Origin of the sequence: Pseudomonas entomophila, from assembly GCF_029478665.1 — a bacterium.
Taxonomy (GTDB): domain Bacteria; phylum Pseudomonadota; class Gammaproteobacteria; order Pseudomonadales; family Pseudomonadaceae; genus Aquipseudomonas; species Aquipseudomonas entomophila_F.
Window position 1 is genome coordinate 1 of the sequence record NZ_JARPQB010000032.1, and the last position, 15,667, is coordinate 15,667.

Sequence of the window (15,667 nt, forward strand, 5' to 3'; positions counted from 1 at the left end):
ACTGTGATGCCTCGGCGGGGGCGAGTCCATTCAATTACAGAGGCTAGAACGCCGCCTTGAAGATCGCCTCGATCTCCACCTGGCTCGCCACCCGTGGGTTGGTCAACCCGCAGGCATCTTTCAGCGCATTGGCCGCCAGCGCCGGCACATCCTCGACCTTCACCCCCAGCTCCGCCAACCCGTCCGGGATACCAATCGCTGCCGCCAAGTGTTCGATGGCCGAGATCGCCGCACCCGCCCCCTGCTCCGCATCCAGGCCGCACACCTTCACCCCCATGGCCTTGGCCACGTCGCGCAGGCGCGCCGCGCTGACCTTGGCATTGAAGCGCTGCACATGAGGCAGCAGCACGGCGTTGCACACACCATGGGGCAGGTCGTAGAAACCGCCCAACTGGTGCGCCATGGCATGCACATAACCCAGCGAGGCATTGTTGAACGCCATGCCCGCCAGGAACTGCGCATAGGCCATGTTCTCCCGCGCCCGCAGGTCGCCGCCCTCTGCCACTGCCAGGCGCAGGTTGTCGCTGATCAGGCTGATGGCCTTGAGCGCGCAGGCGTCGGTGATCGGCGTGGCCGCCGTCGAGACATACGCCTCGATGGCATGGGTCAGGGCATCCATGCCGGTGGCGGCAGTCAGCCCCTTGGGCATGCCGACCATCAGCGCCGGGTCGTTGACCGAAAGAACCGGGGTGACGTTACGGTCGACGATGGCCATTTTCACGTGGCGTGCCTCGTCGGTGATGATGCAGAAGCGAGTCATCTCGCTGGCCGTGCCGGCGGTGGTGTTGATGGCGATCAGCGGCAATTGCGGCTTAGTCGAGCGGTCAACGCCTTCGTAGTCACTGATATGGCCACCGTTGGTGGCGCACAGGGCGATGCCCTTGGCGCAGTCATGGGGCGAGCCGCCGCCCAGCGAAACCACGCAGTCGCAGCGCGATTGCCGAAGCAGCGCCAGGCCCGCCTCGACGTTGGCAATGCTTGGGTTGGGCTTGGCGCCGTCGAACACTACCGAGTCGATGTCACGCATGGCCAGCATGCCAGCAATACGTTCGGCCACCCCGGCCTTGGCCAGGCCCTGATCAGTGACGATCAGGGCCTTGCGCAGGCCGTAGCCGGCGATGGCGGTCATCGCCTCGTCCAGGCAGTCGATGCCCATGATGTTCACGGCGGGAATGAAGAAGGTGCTGCTCATGGCCAGGTCCTCTCACGCTGACGGTTTGCCTTGAGCATCCGCCTGAACGACAGCACGCGCCTTGACCCAGGACAATGCGCCACACACCTCCCCCGTAGGAGCCGGCTTGCCGGCGAACAGCGTTGTCTAGCTCACCCCAGGAACAATTGATACGCCGGATTCTGCGTCTCATCCCAGTATCGATACCCCATCTCGTCCAGCGCCCTGGGCAACCCCGCCAACTCATCATCCGGCACCTCGAGCGCGGCAAACACCCGCGCCTCGGCCGCACCATGGTTGCGGTAATGGAACAGGCTGATGTTCCAGCGCTTGCCCAGGCGCTCGAGGAAACCGAGCAACGCACCCGGCCGCTCCGGAAACTCGAAACGCAGCACCCGTTCATTGACGCCCGGCGCCGCGTGCCCGCCCACCGTGTGACGCACATGCAGCTTGGCCAGTTCGTTGTCGGTCAGATCGAGCACCTGGTACCCCTGCTCGCCCAGGCTGGCCAGCAACTGCTGGCGCGGATCGTGTTGCGGATGGGTCTGCACCCCAACGAACAACCGCGCTTCCTTGCCCGGGTAATAGCGGTAGTTGAACTCGGTGATCTGCCGCTTGCCCAGGGCCTGGCAGAAAGCGCGGAAGCTGCCGGGCTGTTCGGGGATGGTCACGGCGATCACCGCTTCGCGCTGTTCACCCAGCTCGGCGCGCTCGGCCACATGGCGCAAGCGATCGAAGTTGACGTTGGCGCCGGAGTCGATGGCCACCAGCGCCTGCCCCTGCAAGCCCTCACGGGCCACGTACTTCTTGATCCCGGCCACCGCCAGGGCACCGGACGGCTCGGTGATCGAGCGGGTATCGTCATAGATGTCCTTGATCGCCGCGCACAACTCGTCACTGCTGACCGTCACCACCTCGTCGACGAAGTGGCGGCACAGCTCGAAGCAATGGGCGCCGATCTGGGCCACCGCGACACCATCGGCAAAGGTGCCGACCTGCGGCAGGATCACCCGTTCACCGGCAGCCAAGGCCGCCTGCAGGCAGTTGGAGTCTTCCGGCTCGACACCAATCACCTTCACTTCGGGGCGCAGGTACTTGACGTAGGCGGCGATGCCGGCGATCAGCCCGCCGCCGCCGACCGGCACGAAGATCGCGTGCAGCGCGCCGGGGTGCTGGCGCAGGATTTCCATGGCCACGGTGCCTTGGCCGGCGATCACGTCCGGGTCGTCGAACGGCGGCACGAAGGTCGCGCCATCGCTATCGGCCAACGCCAGCGCATGGGCCAGGGCATGGGGGAAGCTCTCGCCATGCAGCACCACGTGCCCGCCACGGGAGCGAACGCCCTCGACCTTGAGCGATGGCGTGGTGGTAGGCATGACGATGGTGGCCTTGATGCCCAGGTGCGCGGCCGCCAGTGCCACGCCTTGGGCGTGGTTGCCTGCCGATGCGGTGATGACCCCGCGCTCGCGCTGGGCGGGCGTCAGGCGTGACAGGCGGGTGTAGGCGCCGCGGATCTTGAAGGAGAACGTCGGTTGCAAGTCTTCGCGCTTGAGCAGCACCTGGTTGACGAGCGCCGTGGACAGCGCGGGCGCGACTTGCAGGGGTGTCTCGATGGCCAGGTCGTACACGGGCGCACCGAGAATGCGGCGCACCTGCTCGGACAGCAGCTGCTGGGGCGTTGCGGGGGTGCGGGGGCTGACGTTCAGATTGGTCATCGATGACTCCTGGTTCTTGTTTGAAGTGCCCAGGAGTCAGAGAGAAGAAACCCGCCTCCAGGGCGGGTTCGGTGCACGTACGCGCTAGCCCGCCAAACCGATAATGGCGGTAATAATAATGCTGGCGGCGGATGGGTGCGGAAATGTGTTCATGGGTCGGAAACTTAGCCTGGGCGAAGCCGGCGCGTCAACACCCTTTCGCCACTTCCTGCGCCGATACCGGCACGTCGAACACTTTGTCGAAGCCCCACTGGAACACAAAGGCATAGACGAAGAAGAACACGAACAACGCCAGGTTGGTCACCAGCGCCGCCCACAGGCTGATATCCAGCCAGTAGGCCACCAGCGGCAGCAGGATCAATACCAGCCCGCCCTCGAAGCCCAGGGCATGCAGCAGGCGGCGCATGAAGGTGCGGCTGCGCTTGTGCTGGCGCGCTTCCCAACGCTCGAACAGCCAGTTATAGGCCATGTTCCAGCTCATGGCGATAGCCGACATAAGGATCGACAGCACCGTCGACTGGGCCATGCCTGCCCCAAACGCCAGCTCCAGCGCCGGTGCCACGCAGGCCACGGCGATGGCTTCGTAGAGGATGGCCTGGACGACCTTGCGTGCCTTGCCTTGCATGTGCGACTCCCTGAAGAAAAGACCTACAAAGTTACTAGAAGCAGCCTGTAGGAAAAAGCCTGAAATACATTGTTAACTGATCATTCAGTCAAGATTCGCTAGCATAAACGTTTCCGCACCACCCTTCTCCCTGGCACTCGAACGGTCGCCGGGCCTCTTCGGCCCTGGCCTTCAGACCCGTTCGGCAATGGTCGATCGCGACATTCCGCGACGGCCCCCGCATTGGACAACCCCGCATTCGGCTGCTTGTATCTATGACTTGCAAGCAGCGGCAAGTCTTACCACTTCGTCCAGGGAATCGTACGAGGAATTAGACGATGGCTCACACCGTCATGATGGTATTCGGTACCCGCCCTGAAGCAATCAAGATGGCCCCGCTGGCCCGCGTGCTGCGCACCTGGCCCGGGATCGACCTGCACATCTGCTCCACCGGCCAGCACCGGGAAATGCTCGAGCAGGTACTCACCGCGTTTGGCCTGAAGGTCGACCAGGACCTGCAGGTGATGACCCAGAACCAGACCCTCAACGGCCTGTCCCGCGACCTGCTGGACAAGCTCGACCAGGCCTACGAGCAGGTCAAGCCCGAGATCGTGCTGGTGCACGGCGACACCACCACCAGCTTCATCGCCTCGCTGGCCGCCTTCCACCGGCACATCCCCATCGGCCATGTCGAGGCCGGCCTGCGCACCGGCAACCTGCAACAACCCTGGCCCGAGGAAGCCAATCGGCGCCTGACCGGGGTGCTCGCCGACCTGCACTTCACGCCCACCCGCGACTCCGACGCCAACCTGATCCGCGAGGGCGTGCCGCCCGAGCACATCGAGGTGACCGGCAACACGGTGATCGATGCCCTGCTGTGGATGCGCGACAAGCTCAAGCACGACAACTGGCGCCCCGCCGCCGACTCGCCGCTCAACGTGCTGCGCGACGACCAGCGCATGGTGCTGATCACCGGCCACCGCCGCGAGAACTTCGGCAGCGGCTTCGAGCGCATCTGCCTGGCCTTGGCCGAACTGGCCCTGCGCTACCCGGACGTGCAGTTCCTCTACCCCGTGCACCTCAACCCGCAGGTGCAGCACGCTGTCTACAGCGTGCTTTCCGGTCGCGAGAACATTCATCTTGTCGCGCCCCAGGACTACCCGCACTTCGTCTGGCTGATGAACCGCGCCCACGTGATCCTCACCGACTCCGGTGGCGTGCAGGAAGAGGCGCCCGCCCTGGGCAAGCCAGTGCTGGTGCTGCGCAAGGTCACCGAACGCCCAGCGGTGCTCAAGGGCGGCACGGTCAAGCTGGTGGGCACCCTGACCGAGCGCATCGTCCATGAAACCAGCCAGTTGCTCGACGACCCGGCCGCCTATGAACGCATGGCGCGGGTGTTCACACCGTTCGGCGACGGCCACGCCAGCGAACGCATCGCCGAGCGCCTGACCCGCTGGTTCGCCGAACACTCCGCCGCACGAGACAACGCATGAGCCTGGTTTTCATCGACTTCCTTACCTATGTTCTGTTCGGCCTGAAGATCCTCGCCATTGTTCTGGCCACGCTGATGTTCGTGCTGGGCCTGGACGACCTGTTCATCGACCTGTGCTACTGGGGCCGCAAGCTGATCCGGCGTTTCCGCATCTATGACAAGTTCGAGAAGGCCGACGAGAAACGCCTGTTCGAGGTGCCGGAAAAACCCCTGGCGATCATGGTCCCGGCCTGGAACGAAGTGGGTGTGGTCGGCGAGATGGCGCGCCTGGCGGCCTCGACCATCGACTACGAGAACTACCAGATCTTCGTCGGCACCTACCCCAACGACCCGCAGACCCAGGCCGACGTCGACGCCGTGTGCCTGCACTACCCCAACGTGCACAAGGTGGTCTGCGCCCGCCCCGGCCCCACCAGCAAGGCCGACTGCCTGAACAACATCATCGACGCCATCCTGCGCTTCCAGCAGGACGCGCGCATCGAGTTCGCCGGGTTCATCCTGCATGACGCCGAAGACGTCATCTCGCCCATGGAACTGCGCCTGTTCAACTACCTGCTGCCGAACAAGGACATGATCCAGATCCCGGTGTACCCCTATGCGCCGGAGTGGAAGGGCTTCACCGCCGGCCACTACGTCGACGAGTTCGCCGAGAACCACGGCAAGGACGTCATCGTGCGCGAGGCGCTCACCGGCCAGGTGCCCAGCGCCGGGGTCGGCACCTGCTTCAGCCGCCGGGCGATCAGCGCGCTGCTCGAGGATGGCGACGGCATCGCCTTCGACGTGCAGAGTCTCACCGAAGACTATGACATTGGTTTCCGCCTGAAGCAGAAAGGCATGAAGTGCATCTTCGCCCGCTACTCGATCACCGACCCCGCCCTGGCCCTCAAGCAGGACTGGCGCCCCGGCATGAGCCGCGAGTTCTCCCAGGTGATCTGTGTGCGTGAGCACTTCCCGCGCGACTGGCAGCACGCCATCCGGCAAAAGTCGCGGTGGATCGTCGGCATCGTCTTCCAGGGCACCAGCAACCTCGGCTGGAGCCGCAAGGGCGCGCTCAACTACTTCCTCTGGCGCGACCGCCGCGGGCTGTTCGCCTACCTGCTGAGCTTCCTGGTCAACCTGTTGTTGCTGGTGCTGCTGGCCATGTGGCTGGTCACGGTGATCGCGCCGGAGTCGTGGCGCTTCATGTCGATCCTCGGCGACAGCAAGCTGCTCTCCACCCTGCTCTGGCTCAACGGCCTGCTGCTGGTCAACCGCCTGTTCCAGCGCGGCTGGTTCGTCACCCGCTACTACGGCATCTTCGAGGGGCTGCTGTCGGCGCCGCGGATGATGTGGAGCAACTTCGTCAACTTCTTCGCCAACCTGCGCGCCCTGCGCCAGGTCATGGAGATGGGCGACTCGCGCCGAGTGGCCTGGGACAAGACCACCCACGAGTTCCCCGCCCTCGCTTCACCTGCGCGCACGCCCCTGGGCCAGCGCCTGGTGGAGAAAGGCCTGATCAGCGAAGAACAACTGCACCAGGCAATCACCAGCCCGGTGCGTCGGCGCCTGGGCCGCGAGCTGCTGCTGCGCGGCTGGCTGAACAGCGAGCAACTGGCCGAAGCCCTGGCCGAACAGCTGGACTTGCCATGGGCGCCGCTCAACCCGTTCAAGATCCCCCCCGCGCTGATCGCCAAGCTGCCGCGCAAGCTGGCCACCCACTACGGCGTGCTGCCGGTGGACGAAGACGGCGACACCCTGGTACTGGCCAGCGAAAGCCCGGTCAGCCAGGTCTCGCTGGGGGTTATCAGCCGCCAGCTCAAGCGTCCGGTGCGCGCCCGCCTGGCGCCTCAGGGGCGGGTGACGCTCGGCCTGCGCTACCACTACCCGAGCGAATGGCAGAAGGCCGAAACTCGCGAGATGCTCGCGGTGCTCGAGCGCCGCCAGGACGATGCCAGGCTGCTGGAGGACGTCAGCACCCACCAGGTCATGCTCGGCACCCTGCTGCAGGTGCGCGGCATGGTTCCGGCGACCCTGTTCAACCAGGCGCTGATCGACTTCGACCCCGAGCGGCAGAGCCTGGGCGAGCACCTGATCAGCCGCGGCATCATCACCGAAGAGGTCCTGCAGCAGGCCCTCGCCGAACAGGCCAGCGAACAGCAGGCCGCTTATGACCTGACCCGGGAGGTGGCATGAAGCCCCGTCTTTCCCTGACATTCGCCAGCCTGCTGCTGTGTTCTTCCGCCCTCGCCGCCCCGACGGCCCCCATGACCGACTTCCAGCGCTTCACCAGTTTCCCGTTCATGGAGCGCGGCTACCGTGAAGCACAGAAGGACAACTGGCCCGAGGTCGAGCGCCTGACCCGCCATGTGCTCAAGCGCGTGCCCAACAACAACGAGGCCCGTGCCCTGCTGGCCGAGTCCCTCGCCCACCAGCGTCGCTACAAGGAGGCCGAGGTGATCGCCGAGGTCCTCGACGACAACCCCGAGCACGCCGATGCCCTGCTTGAGCTGCGCCTGACCTGGATCGAACAGGACCCACCACCCGCCAGCCAGGTCGAAGGCTGGATCGCCAGCAGCAACAGCAATCAACGTATCCGCCTGTGGCAGGCCTACAGCCTGAGCCTGGCCAAGTTCGGCGGCGCGCGCCGCGCCCTGGACTGGCTCAACCAGTTGCCACCACGCGACGACGGCATGGTGCTGCGCCTGGCCCGGGGCAACTTCTCCGAACAGCTGCGCAACTGGGGCGAAACCATCGACCAGTTGCAACCGCTGGCCGACAAGGGGCAGCTACCGCCGCAGGACTGGCAGCGCCTGGCCAATGCCTACATCCAACGCGTCGACGAAAAGGGCCTGAACACACTGCTGGCCAGTGCGCCCTCGCAGGAAGCCGCCACCCGCGCCCGCCTGGCCATGGCCGAGCGCGCCATCGCCATGGGCCACAACCAGCAGGCCGAGCGCTGGCTGCACAGCCTGCCGACCGATCAACTGCAACAGCCTGAACAACGCCGGCAGTTGTGGGAGCTCGTACGCGAAGGTGACGATGCACCGCTGGTGCAGCATTTGAGCAATGAGCTGCAGCGCCCCTGTCTGGAAACCGTCGACTGGCTATCACGCAAGGACCTGGCCTTGGCCCGCGAACAACTCAAGGGCTGCCAGGCCAGCGATAACCCACGCTCCTACGCCATCCTCCAGCAACGCCTGCATGGCGACCCGCCCCAGCCCCCGCAACCGCGCACGGCCGCACAATGGGAACAGCGCTACCGCCAGACCGGTGACCTCGTCGCCCTGGAGCAAGCCAGCTTCATGCTGCTCGACCAGGGCCACGGCGAGCGCGCCCGACAACTGCTGGAGCAAGCCTACGACCGCCGCCAGAGGCGCCTGACGCCCTCGCTGCTGCAGCGCCTGGGCAATCTCTATGCGCGCAACGACAGCCCGCTGGACACCCGACGCATGCTGGCCCTGGTGCCCAGGGTCGATGCCGCCACCCGTGGCCTGCTGCTCGCCCGCCTGGCCGAGGCCGGCCAGTGCGAGGCCGTGCGCGGCGCGATACCGCCCAACCCGACCGAAGCCGGCCAGTACCGTGCCCTGGGTCGCTGCGCGATGCCCGACCAACCCGGTGAAGCGGTGGTCTACTACCAGGCCGCCGAACGCCTGGGCGACTCGGGCAGCCGCCTACCCCTGGCCTACGCCCTGGAAGCCTCCGGCGACTCGCAGGCAGCCCTGCCGATCTGGAACAGCCTGCCCGCCAGTACCTGGACCGACAACGCCCGCATGACTGCCGCACGCGGCGCACTGAACACCGGCGACGTCACCAGTGCCCGGCATCATTGGGATGCCGCCGCGCACAACAGCGCCGACGACTGGGCGCTGGGCGCGGCCATCGCCCAACGCCAGGGCGACCTGCCACAGGCGCTGGCTTACCAGCGCGAAGCCCTGCGTCACGCGCCGCGCGCCGACCACTACTATGCCGCCGCAGGCACTGCTCAGCAGGCCGGCGACACACCCCAAAGCACCGAATGGCTGGCCGAGGCCGTGCGCCTCGCCCCAAACCAGCCGCGCTACCGCGCCGACTACGGCATGCGCCTGGCCGGCGCCGAGGACAAGGCCCAACGCCGCCAGTCGATCCCCTACCTGGAACAGGCCACCCGCGACTTCCCCGAGGATTACCGTCTCGGCGAAACCCTCGCCCTGCGCTACGACGAGGTCGAAAACAGCGCCGCGGCCCGCCGCGAGCTGCGCCGGGTGCTGGATGTGGAGCAGAACCTGGTCGACGGCGATGACCAATACGGCAGCCTGGAGGCACGCAAGTACCGCCAGCGTCGCGCCCACGAAACCCTGTCGCGGCGCGACAGCGTCACCCTGGCCAGCACCTGGTCGCCCGCCGGCACCTCGACCAACGACCGCTTCCTCGACAACGGCACGCGCAGCGGCAGTTCGCGCAAGGCGCAGTCGCAGAACGTGCAACTGGCACTGTGGGACCACGCCCTGGGCGAAGAGCCCAGCCGTAACGGCAGCACACTGTCGGTGTATGGGCGGGTACTGTTCGGCGGTCAGAGCCGCACCGATTACGCCCAGAGCATGGGCACCGGCGTCGGCCTGCGCTACAAACCGCTCGGGCAGGCCAACCTCAACCTGTATGCCGAGCTCTACCACCAGCGCCAGATCGACAGCGACCATTACAGCGGCTTGAGCCTGGGCGAGCTGCTCAGCCCGGCCAAGGTCGGCGGCAACTGGGGCGACCTGCGCCACCACGCGGAATCGAGCAACGACCTGCTGCTGCGCGCCACCGCCTCGTTCCTCGACCAGGGCCGCTACCGCAACGACTGGCGTATCGACGAGGACGACTGGGACGAGCGTTTCCTCTACCTCGACGCCGCCTGGTGGACCCGCGCCGGCGACCATGCCTGGCTGTCGCGCTTCCAGCAGGGCCATGCCTGGAAGCTGCCCAGCCAGTCGCCGCAGACGATCATGCCTTACGGCTTTCTCGAGTTCTCCAGCCAGGACCCGAGCAACGACTGGCGCCAGGACGCCCGTGCCGGGGTCGGCGTGCGCTGGCAATGGTGGTTCGACGACGACCGCTACAACGCCTACCGCGGCTCGCTGAAAGTGCGTGCCGAGTACCAGCAGGCGTTGGGCGGCAATCTCTATGAACGCGCCAACGGTGTGCTGCTGGGTGTGGAGATGAACTTCTGATGCGTATCTTCCTGGCCATCTGCCTGCTCGCCCTGTGCCTGCCCGCCCAGGCCGACCAGCGCCTGTTCTATCAGCCACTCAACCGCGATGCGAACGTCACCCCCGCGCAATGGCAGCAACTGTGGCGCGCCACCGTCGCCCAAGGCGGCAAGACCCTGATCGTGCAGTGGAGCGCCTATGGCGACAGCGACTTCGGCGGCGCCCGGGGCTGGCTGGCCGACAGCCTGCGCGAAGCGCGTGCCCAGGGCCTGGAGCTGGTGCTTGGGTTGTACATGGACCCTGCGTACTATCAGCGCCTTGAAGAACTCGACGGCGAAGGCCTGACCAGCTACTTCAAGGCCCAACTGGGACGCTCGCTGAGCCAGTACCAAAAGCTGCGCGCCAGTTGGCAGCTGCCGGTCAGCGGCTGGTACCTGCCACTGGAGCTGGATGACCTGCACTTTCGCGATCCAGCCAGGCGCGATGCGCTGTACACCCAGCTGCAGGCATTCAACCGGCAGCTGGACAAGCCTCTGCACCTCAGTGCCTTCAGCGCTGGCCAGCTGTCGCCACGGGTCAATGGCGCGTGGCTCGATCAACTGGCGAGCCTTGGCCTGAATGTCTGGTGGCAAGACGGCGCGGGGACCGGGCGCTTGGCGCCAAGGGTGCGCCAGGGCTATGAACAGGCGCTGCCTTGCCGGGTGGGGATCGTTCGCGAGGCGTTCCGCCAGGCCAGCAAGCCCGGCCAGCCCTTCCGTGCCGAACCGGCACAGCCTGCACTGAACACGGGCTGCCATGCCGAGGCGGTGTTCGCCCTCAGGTACCGGCCCTGGGCCAAGGGCGTGCTTTCGTATCCCTAGGCACTGCGATGCATGGCACCGGCTCTGCCGGTGTTCGCGGGTAAACCCGCTCCTACAGAGGCCGCACGAACTTGATGATCTGCGGCGTACCTGTAGGAGCCGGCCTTGCCGGCGAATGGGCCAGAACAATCAACACCGCACCGTCGCCTCGCCCCAAACCTTGAAACGACAATAAGCCTCAAGGAACTTACCGGCCCGCCATGTACAAGACCCTAGAAGCCCACGTCCGCCAGCAGGTCGCCCCCGCCGCCCTGCGTGCCGAATTCCGCCAGCACGAATTCGAGGCCATGCGCCGCTTCTGCCAGCTGATCTTCTGCATCGGCATCGCCATCTGGCTGGTCTTCGACCTGATCGTCAGCTACCTGGGCGGCCAGGGTTTCACCTGGCTGTCGGGCCTGTTCATCGCCCTGCTGTGCAGCCTCGCCGTGGTCCTGGGCTTCACCCGCAAAAGCCAGCACTTCGACGTGCTCAACCTGTTGTTCGTGGCGGTGATCACCCTGGCCATGCGCCTGGTGATCGAGGGCATCCCCATTGTCCTGCGCCCGGTGTGGCTGGTGCTGGGGGTGTCGACCGTGCTGTACACCGTCTCCGTGCTGCCGGTACGGCGCTGGTCGTTCTTCTGCGCCATGGCCATCACCTGGCTCATGCTCAACCCCTTCTACCACACGCGCATCGGCCTGCTGGAGCTGGAGGGGGCGATGTTGTTCAGCTATGCGGTGTGCCTCAGCGGCCTGGTGATCTACAGCTACCTGCGCCTGCGCCAGGCCAAGCTGCACAACTTCTACCTGACCAAGGTGCTGCTGGAACAGGCCTACATCGACGCCCTGACCGAGATCCCCAACCGCCGCTCGTTCATGGCCAAGGCCCACAAGCAGCTGCAACTGGCCGGCCCTGGACAGTTCCTGGCGATGATCGATATCGACAATTTCAAGAAGGTCAACGACCGCTTCGGCCACGACATCGGCGACGAGGTGCTCAAGCGTGTGGCGGGGCATATCAAGACGGCGATGGGCGGGTTCGAGATCGCTCGTTTGGGTGGTGAAGAATTCGCGATCCTCTTCCAGGGGCTGGATGAAACCAGCGCCGAGCAGCAGGTCGACGCACTGTGCCAGCGGGTGCGCGAGGACGTTAAGGAGCATCCTGTGACCATCAGCATCGGGCTGACCCGGGTCGACGGCGGGGATACCCTGACCCTCGCGCTGATTCGCGCGGACCAGGCGTTGTATGAAGCCAAGCACACAGGCAAGGACCGGTTCGTGGTGTGGGGCCCCCGTCCTGCGGATGCCTGACGTGCGCTGTTCGCCAGCAAGCTGGCTCCTACAGGCGAATCGATACTACCCCGCTGGCAGCCGAATCCTGAACTGCGCTCCCCCCAACGCCGACTGCGCCACGGTCAGCGTCCCGCCCTGCCCCTCGATCGCCCGCCGACTGATCGCCAAGCCCAACCCGAACCCACCGGTATTGCGATCACGGCTACGATCCAAGCGATAGAACGGCTGGAAGATCCGCTCGCGCTCCTCGGTCGGGATACCAATACCATCGTCCTCCACCGTCAGCAGGCAGGCGCCATCCTCTTCCAGGCGCAAGCGCAGCAACAGGCTCTCGTCGCAATAACGCATGGCATTGCGTACCAGGTTCTGCACCGCGCGCGCGGTCAGGCGTGGGTCGAGCACGAAGCGTGGGAGCTTCGCATCGGCGCGCACCTCCCACTGGATACCGCGGCTGTCGAGTTCCTCGGCGAACCCTCCCAGCACACTGTCCACCAGCTCCAGCAACGACACCTCGACCCGCTCGCGAGCCTGGTCGAGGCTTTCCATTCGGCTGTAGGACAACAGCTCAAGCACCAGCTCATCCAGCTCGCGCACATGCCCCACCAGTTCCAGCAGGCGCTTGCGGCTGGGCGGCGGCACTTCGTCAAACAGCAGCACCAAGCCGAAATCCAGGCGAGTCAAGGGGGTGCGCAGCTCATGGGACACCGCATTGAGCAGTTCGCGCTGCTGATTCACATGGCGCTCCAGGTCGCTGGCCATGGTGTCGAACACCCCGGCCAGTTCGCCGATGTTCGAACGCGGCGAGATATGCGTGCGCTCGGACATCTCGCCATGCCCCAGGCGCCGGGCGGTTTCCTTCAGCCTTTCCAGGTCGCGCCAGTGCGGCCACACCCACAGCAGCAGGCAGCCAAGCATGGCCGCGCCGATCAGCACGGTCACGCCCCACGACAACACGTTGATGTCCAGCGGGTCGTCCGGTGAATGCAGGCGCACCAGCCATTCACCGTCCAGTGCCGCCAGCGCCGTTTCGTAGTAGCCCCAGTCGGCCAATCGCACCACGAACAAGCCCTGTTCAAGCCGGGCTTTCTCTTCGCGGCTCAAGTCAGCGTCGGCGATGCGCTGCAAGCGCACCTCCAGCGGCTTGAACGCCATGGCCAGGTCCTTTTCCACCGTCGGCCACTGTTCCCGCGGCGCCTGCTGGAACTGGCGCACGATCAGGGTCTGCACGCCCTTGGCCTGGTCCAGGTTGTAGGCCATGAAACGGTCATGGAACAGCCCGACGATGGTGTCGGGAATCAACGCGATCGCGCCGGCATAGGCGACGATGATCACCAGGTACAGCCGCACCAGGATCTTCAGCATGGCCTGTCAGTACTCCCACTCGACCCGGCTGAACAGATACCCCTTGCCCCACACGGTCTTGATCTTGCGCGCCTCGCCGGCGTTATCGTCGAAGCGCCGACGCAGCTTGGAAATGGCCACGTCCACCGAACGGTCGGTGCCATTGAACTCGATGCCGCGCAATTGCTGGAGAATGCGGTCGCGGCTCATCACCTCGCCGGCATTGCGCGCCAACACCACCAGCAGGTTGTACTCGCCGCTGGACAGTTCCACCTCCTCGCCGCGCCAGCTCACGCTGCGCTCGGCCAGGTCGATGCGCAGGCCGCCGACCTGGATCAGGTCGCTGTCCAGGCGCGGCTCGTTGACGCTGCTGCGGCGCAGCAGGGTGCGCACGCGGGCCAGCAGCACCCGGGGCTCGCAGGGCTTGGTGACGTAGTCGTCGGCGCCCATTTCCAGGCCCAGCACCTGGTCGTGGCTGTCGTCACGGGCGGTCAGCATCAGGATCGGCAGGCATTGCGTCTCCTGGCGCAGCAGGCGGCATACCTGCAGGCCATCGAGGCCGGGAAGCATGAGGTCGAGGATCACCAGGTCCGGTTTCTGCCGGCGGAACTCGTCCAGCACATGGTCGCCCCGGGCAATCACCCGGACATGGAAATCGTTGCGTTGCAGGTAGCTGGCGATCAGCTCGGACAGCGCGCTGTCGTCTTCGACCAGGAGAATGTTGGGCATAAGTGAATTTGACGAAAGATTGAAGTCAGGCAGGATATAGAATCCTGCGCCAGGCACCGCCAACGCTTCACACTTTTTCACATACCGCCTACACAGCTTAACAGCGGCCACGCGAACGGCTGCCTTAACATACGCTCGATCAATTCCGGAAGATCTGTATGTCCACTCCACGCTCCCTGCGCCTGCGCCCCTTGGCGTTGCTGGCGCTGATGACCCTTTCCCTGGCCGGCTGCAATGACGCCGCCGACCAGGAAGAACAGGCCCCCGCCCCCCAGGTCCGGGTCGAAACCCTCGCCGTCCAGCCGCTGGCCATCAGCACCGAGCTCAGCGGCCGCATCCTCGCGCCACGCACCGCCGAAGTCCGCGCCCGGGTGGCCGGCGTGGTGCTCAAGCGGGTGTACCGCGAAGGCAGCGACGTCAAGCAGGGCGATGTGCTGTTCCTGATCGACCCGGCGCCGTTCAAGGCCGACTTCGACAGCGCCCGGGCAACGTTGGCCAAGGCCGAGGCAACCGTGTACCAGGCGCGCCTGCAGGAACAGCGCTACCGCGAACTGGTCGACGACAAGGCGGTCAGCCGCCAGGAATACGACAATGCCCGCGCCGCCTTCCTCCAGGCCGACGCCGCGGTCGCCGAGTCCAAGGCAGCCCTGGAACGCGCGCGTCTGAACCTCGGCTATGCCACCGTCACCGCACCGATTTCCGGGCGCATTGGTCGCGCCCTGGTCACCGAGGGCGCGCTGGTTGGTCAGAACGAGACCACGCCGCTGGCCACTATCCAGCAGTTGAACCCGATCCACGCCGACGTCAGCCAGTCGACCCGCGAGCTCAACGCCCTGCGCCGCGCCTTGCGTGCCGGCGAGCTGCAACAGGTCGGCCAGGACCAGGTCAAGGCCACCCTGGTGCAGGACGACGGCAGCGCCTACCCACTGCCGGGCAAACTGCTGTTCTCCGACATCAGCGTCGACCCGAGCACCAACCAGATCACCCTGCGCAGCGAGTTCCCCAACCCCGACCTCGACCTGCTGCCCGGCAGCTACGTGCGCGTGCGCCTGGAGCAGGCCGTGCAACCCCAGGGCATCAGCGTGCCGCAGCGGGCCATCCTGCGCGACAGCGCCGGCGTGCCCAAGGTGCTGGTGGTCGATCAGCAGGACCGCGTCAGCGAGCGCCCGGTCACCCTCGGCAGTGCCCAGGGCGACCGCTGGATCGTCAGCGAAGGCCTGGCCCCGGGCGACCGCGTGGTGGTCGAGGGCCTGCAACACGTCAAGGCCGGCGACCAGGTGCAGGTCGACGAGCAACCGGGCGCCACCGCCGTCGCCCAACACAACGGCCAATGA

11 protein-coding genes are annotated in these 15,667 nt (G+C 65.9%); 6 read left to right on the top strand and 5 right to left on the bottom strand.

From position 1 onward, the window contains the following. Positions 1–43: 43 nt before the first annotated feature. From yiaY to P5705_RS16940, 3 genes are all read right to left on the bottom strand, one after another. Complete coding sequence (gene yiaY, locus P5705_RS16930; protein ID WP_277462006.1) at positions 44–1,192, bottom strand: L-threonine dehydrogenase; 1,149 nt, start codon at positions 1,190–1,192, stop codon at positions 44–46. Between the two features lie 131 nt (positions 1,193–1,323). Further along, positions 1,324–2,886: a threonine ammonia-lyase, biosynthetic gene (gene ilvA / locus P5705_RS16935; RefSeq protein ID WP_277462007.1), complete on the bottom strand. Its 1,563-nt coding sequence runs from the start codon at positions 2,884–2,886 to the stop codon at positions 1,324–1,326. A 187-nt stretch (positions 2,887–3,073) separates the two neighbouring features. Next, the gene (locus P5705_RS16940; protein ID WP_277462009.1) at positions 3,074–3,511 is read right to left on the bottom strand and encodes a PACE efflux transporter; all 438 of its coding nucleotides are present in this window, start codon (positions 3,509–3,511) and stop codon (positions 3,074–3,076) included. Positions 3,512–3,828: 317 nt separating this feature from the next. Here P5705_RS16940 and wecB point away from each other — a divergent pair, with 317 nt between their 5' ends. From wecB to P5705_RS16965, 5 genes are all read left to right on the top strand, one after another. Beyond that, a complete protein-coding gene (gene wecB, locus P5705_RS16945) occupies positions 3,829–4,983 on the top strand; it encodes a non-hydrolyzing UDP-N-acetylglucosamine 2-epimerase (RefSeq protein ID WP_277462011.1) in 1,155 nt (384 codons plus the stop codon). Next, on the top strand, positions 4,980–7,154 hold the full coding sequence (gene nrfB / locus P5705_RS16950) for a cyclic di-3',5'-guanylate-activated glycosyltransferase NrfB (protein ID WP_277462012.1): 2,175 nt from the start codon (positions 4,980–4,982) through the stop codon (positions 7,152–7,154). Before wecB ends, nrfB begins: the two co-directional genes overlap by 4 nt. Further along, a complete protein-coding gene (locus tag P5705_RS16955) occupies positions 7,151–10,153 on the top strand; it encodes a phage receptor (RefSeq protein ID WP_277462014.1) in 3,003 nt (1,000 codons plus the stop codon). Before nrfB ends, P5705_RS16955 begins: the two co-directional genes overlap by 4 nt. Further along, positions 10,153–10,992: a DUF4434 family protein gene (locus P5705_RS16960; RefSeq protein ID WP_277462015.1), complete on the top strand. Its 840-nt coding sequence runs from the start codon at positions 10,153–10,155 to the stop codon at positions 10,990–10,992. The genes P5705_RS16955 and P5705_RS16960 overlap by 1 nt, the downstream gene beginning before the upstream one ends. A gap of 200 nt (positions 10,993–11,192) precedes the next feature. Beyond that, positions 11,193–12,281 (top strand): GGDEF domain-containing protein, encoded by a 1,089-nt coding sequence (locus tag P5705_RS16965; RefSeq protein WP_277462017.1) that lies wholly within the window; start codon positions 11,193–11,195, stop codon positions 12,279–12,281. Between the two features lie 45 nt (positions 12,282–12,326). Here the strand turns inward: P5705_RS16965 and P5705_RS16970 are convergent, their stop codons facing one another. Together P5705_RS16970 and P5705_RS16975 are read right to left on the bottom strand one after the other, a co-directional pair. After that, entirely contained in the window at positions 12,327–13,625 is a 1,299-nt protein-coding gene (locus P5705_RS16970; protein ID WP_277462018.1) for an ATP-binding protein, read from the bottom strand. Positions 13,626–13,631: 6 nt separating this feature from the next. After that, on the bottom strand, positions 13,632–14,333 hold the full coding sequence (locus tag P5705_RS16975; RefSeq protein ID WP_011534131.1) for a response regulator transcription factor: 702 nt from the start codon (positions 14,331–14,333) through the stop codon (positions 13,632–13,634). 158 nt (positions 14,334–14,491) lie between these two features. Between P5705_RS16975 and P5705_RS16980 the strand changes: the two genes are divergently transcribed. Beyond that, positions 14,492–15,667 (top strand): efflux RND transporter periplasmic adaptor subunit, encoded by a 1,176-nt coding sequence (locus P5705_RS16980; RefSeq protein WP_277462019.1) that lies wholly within the window; start codon positions 14,492–14,494, stop codon positions 15,665–15,667.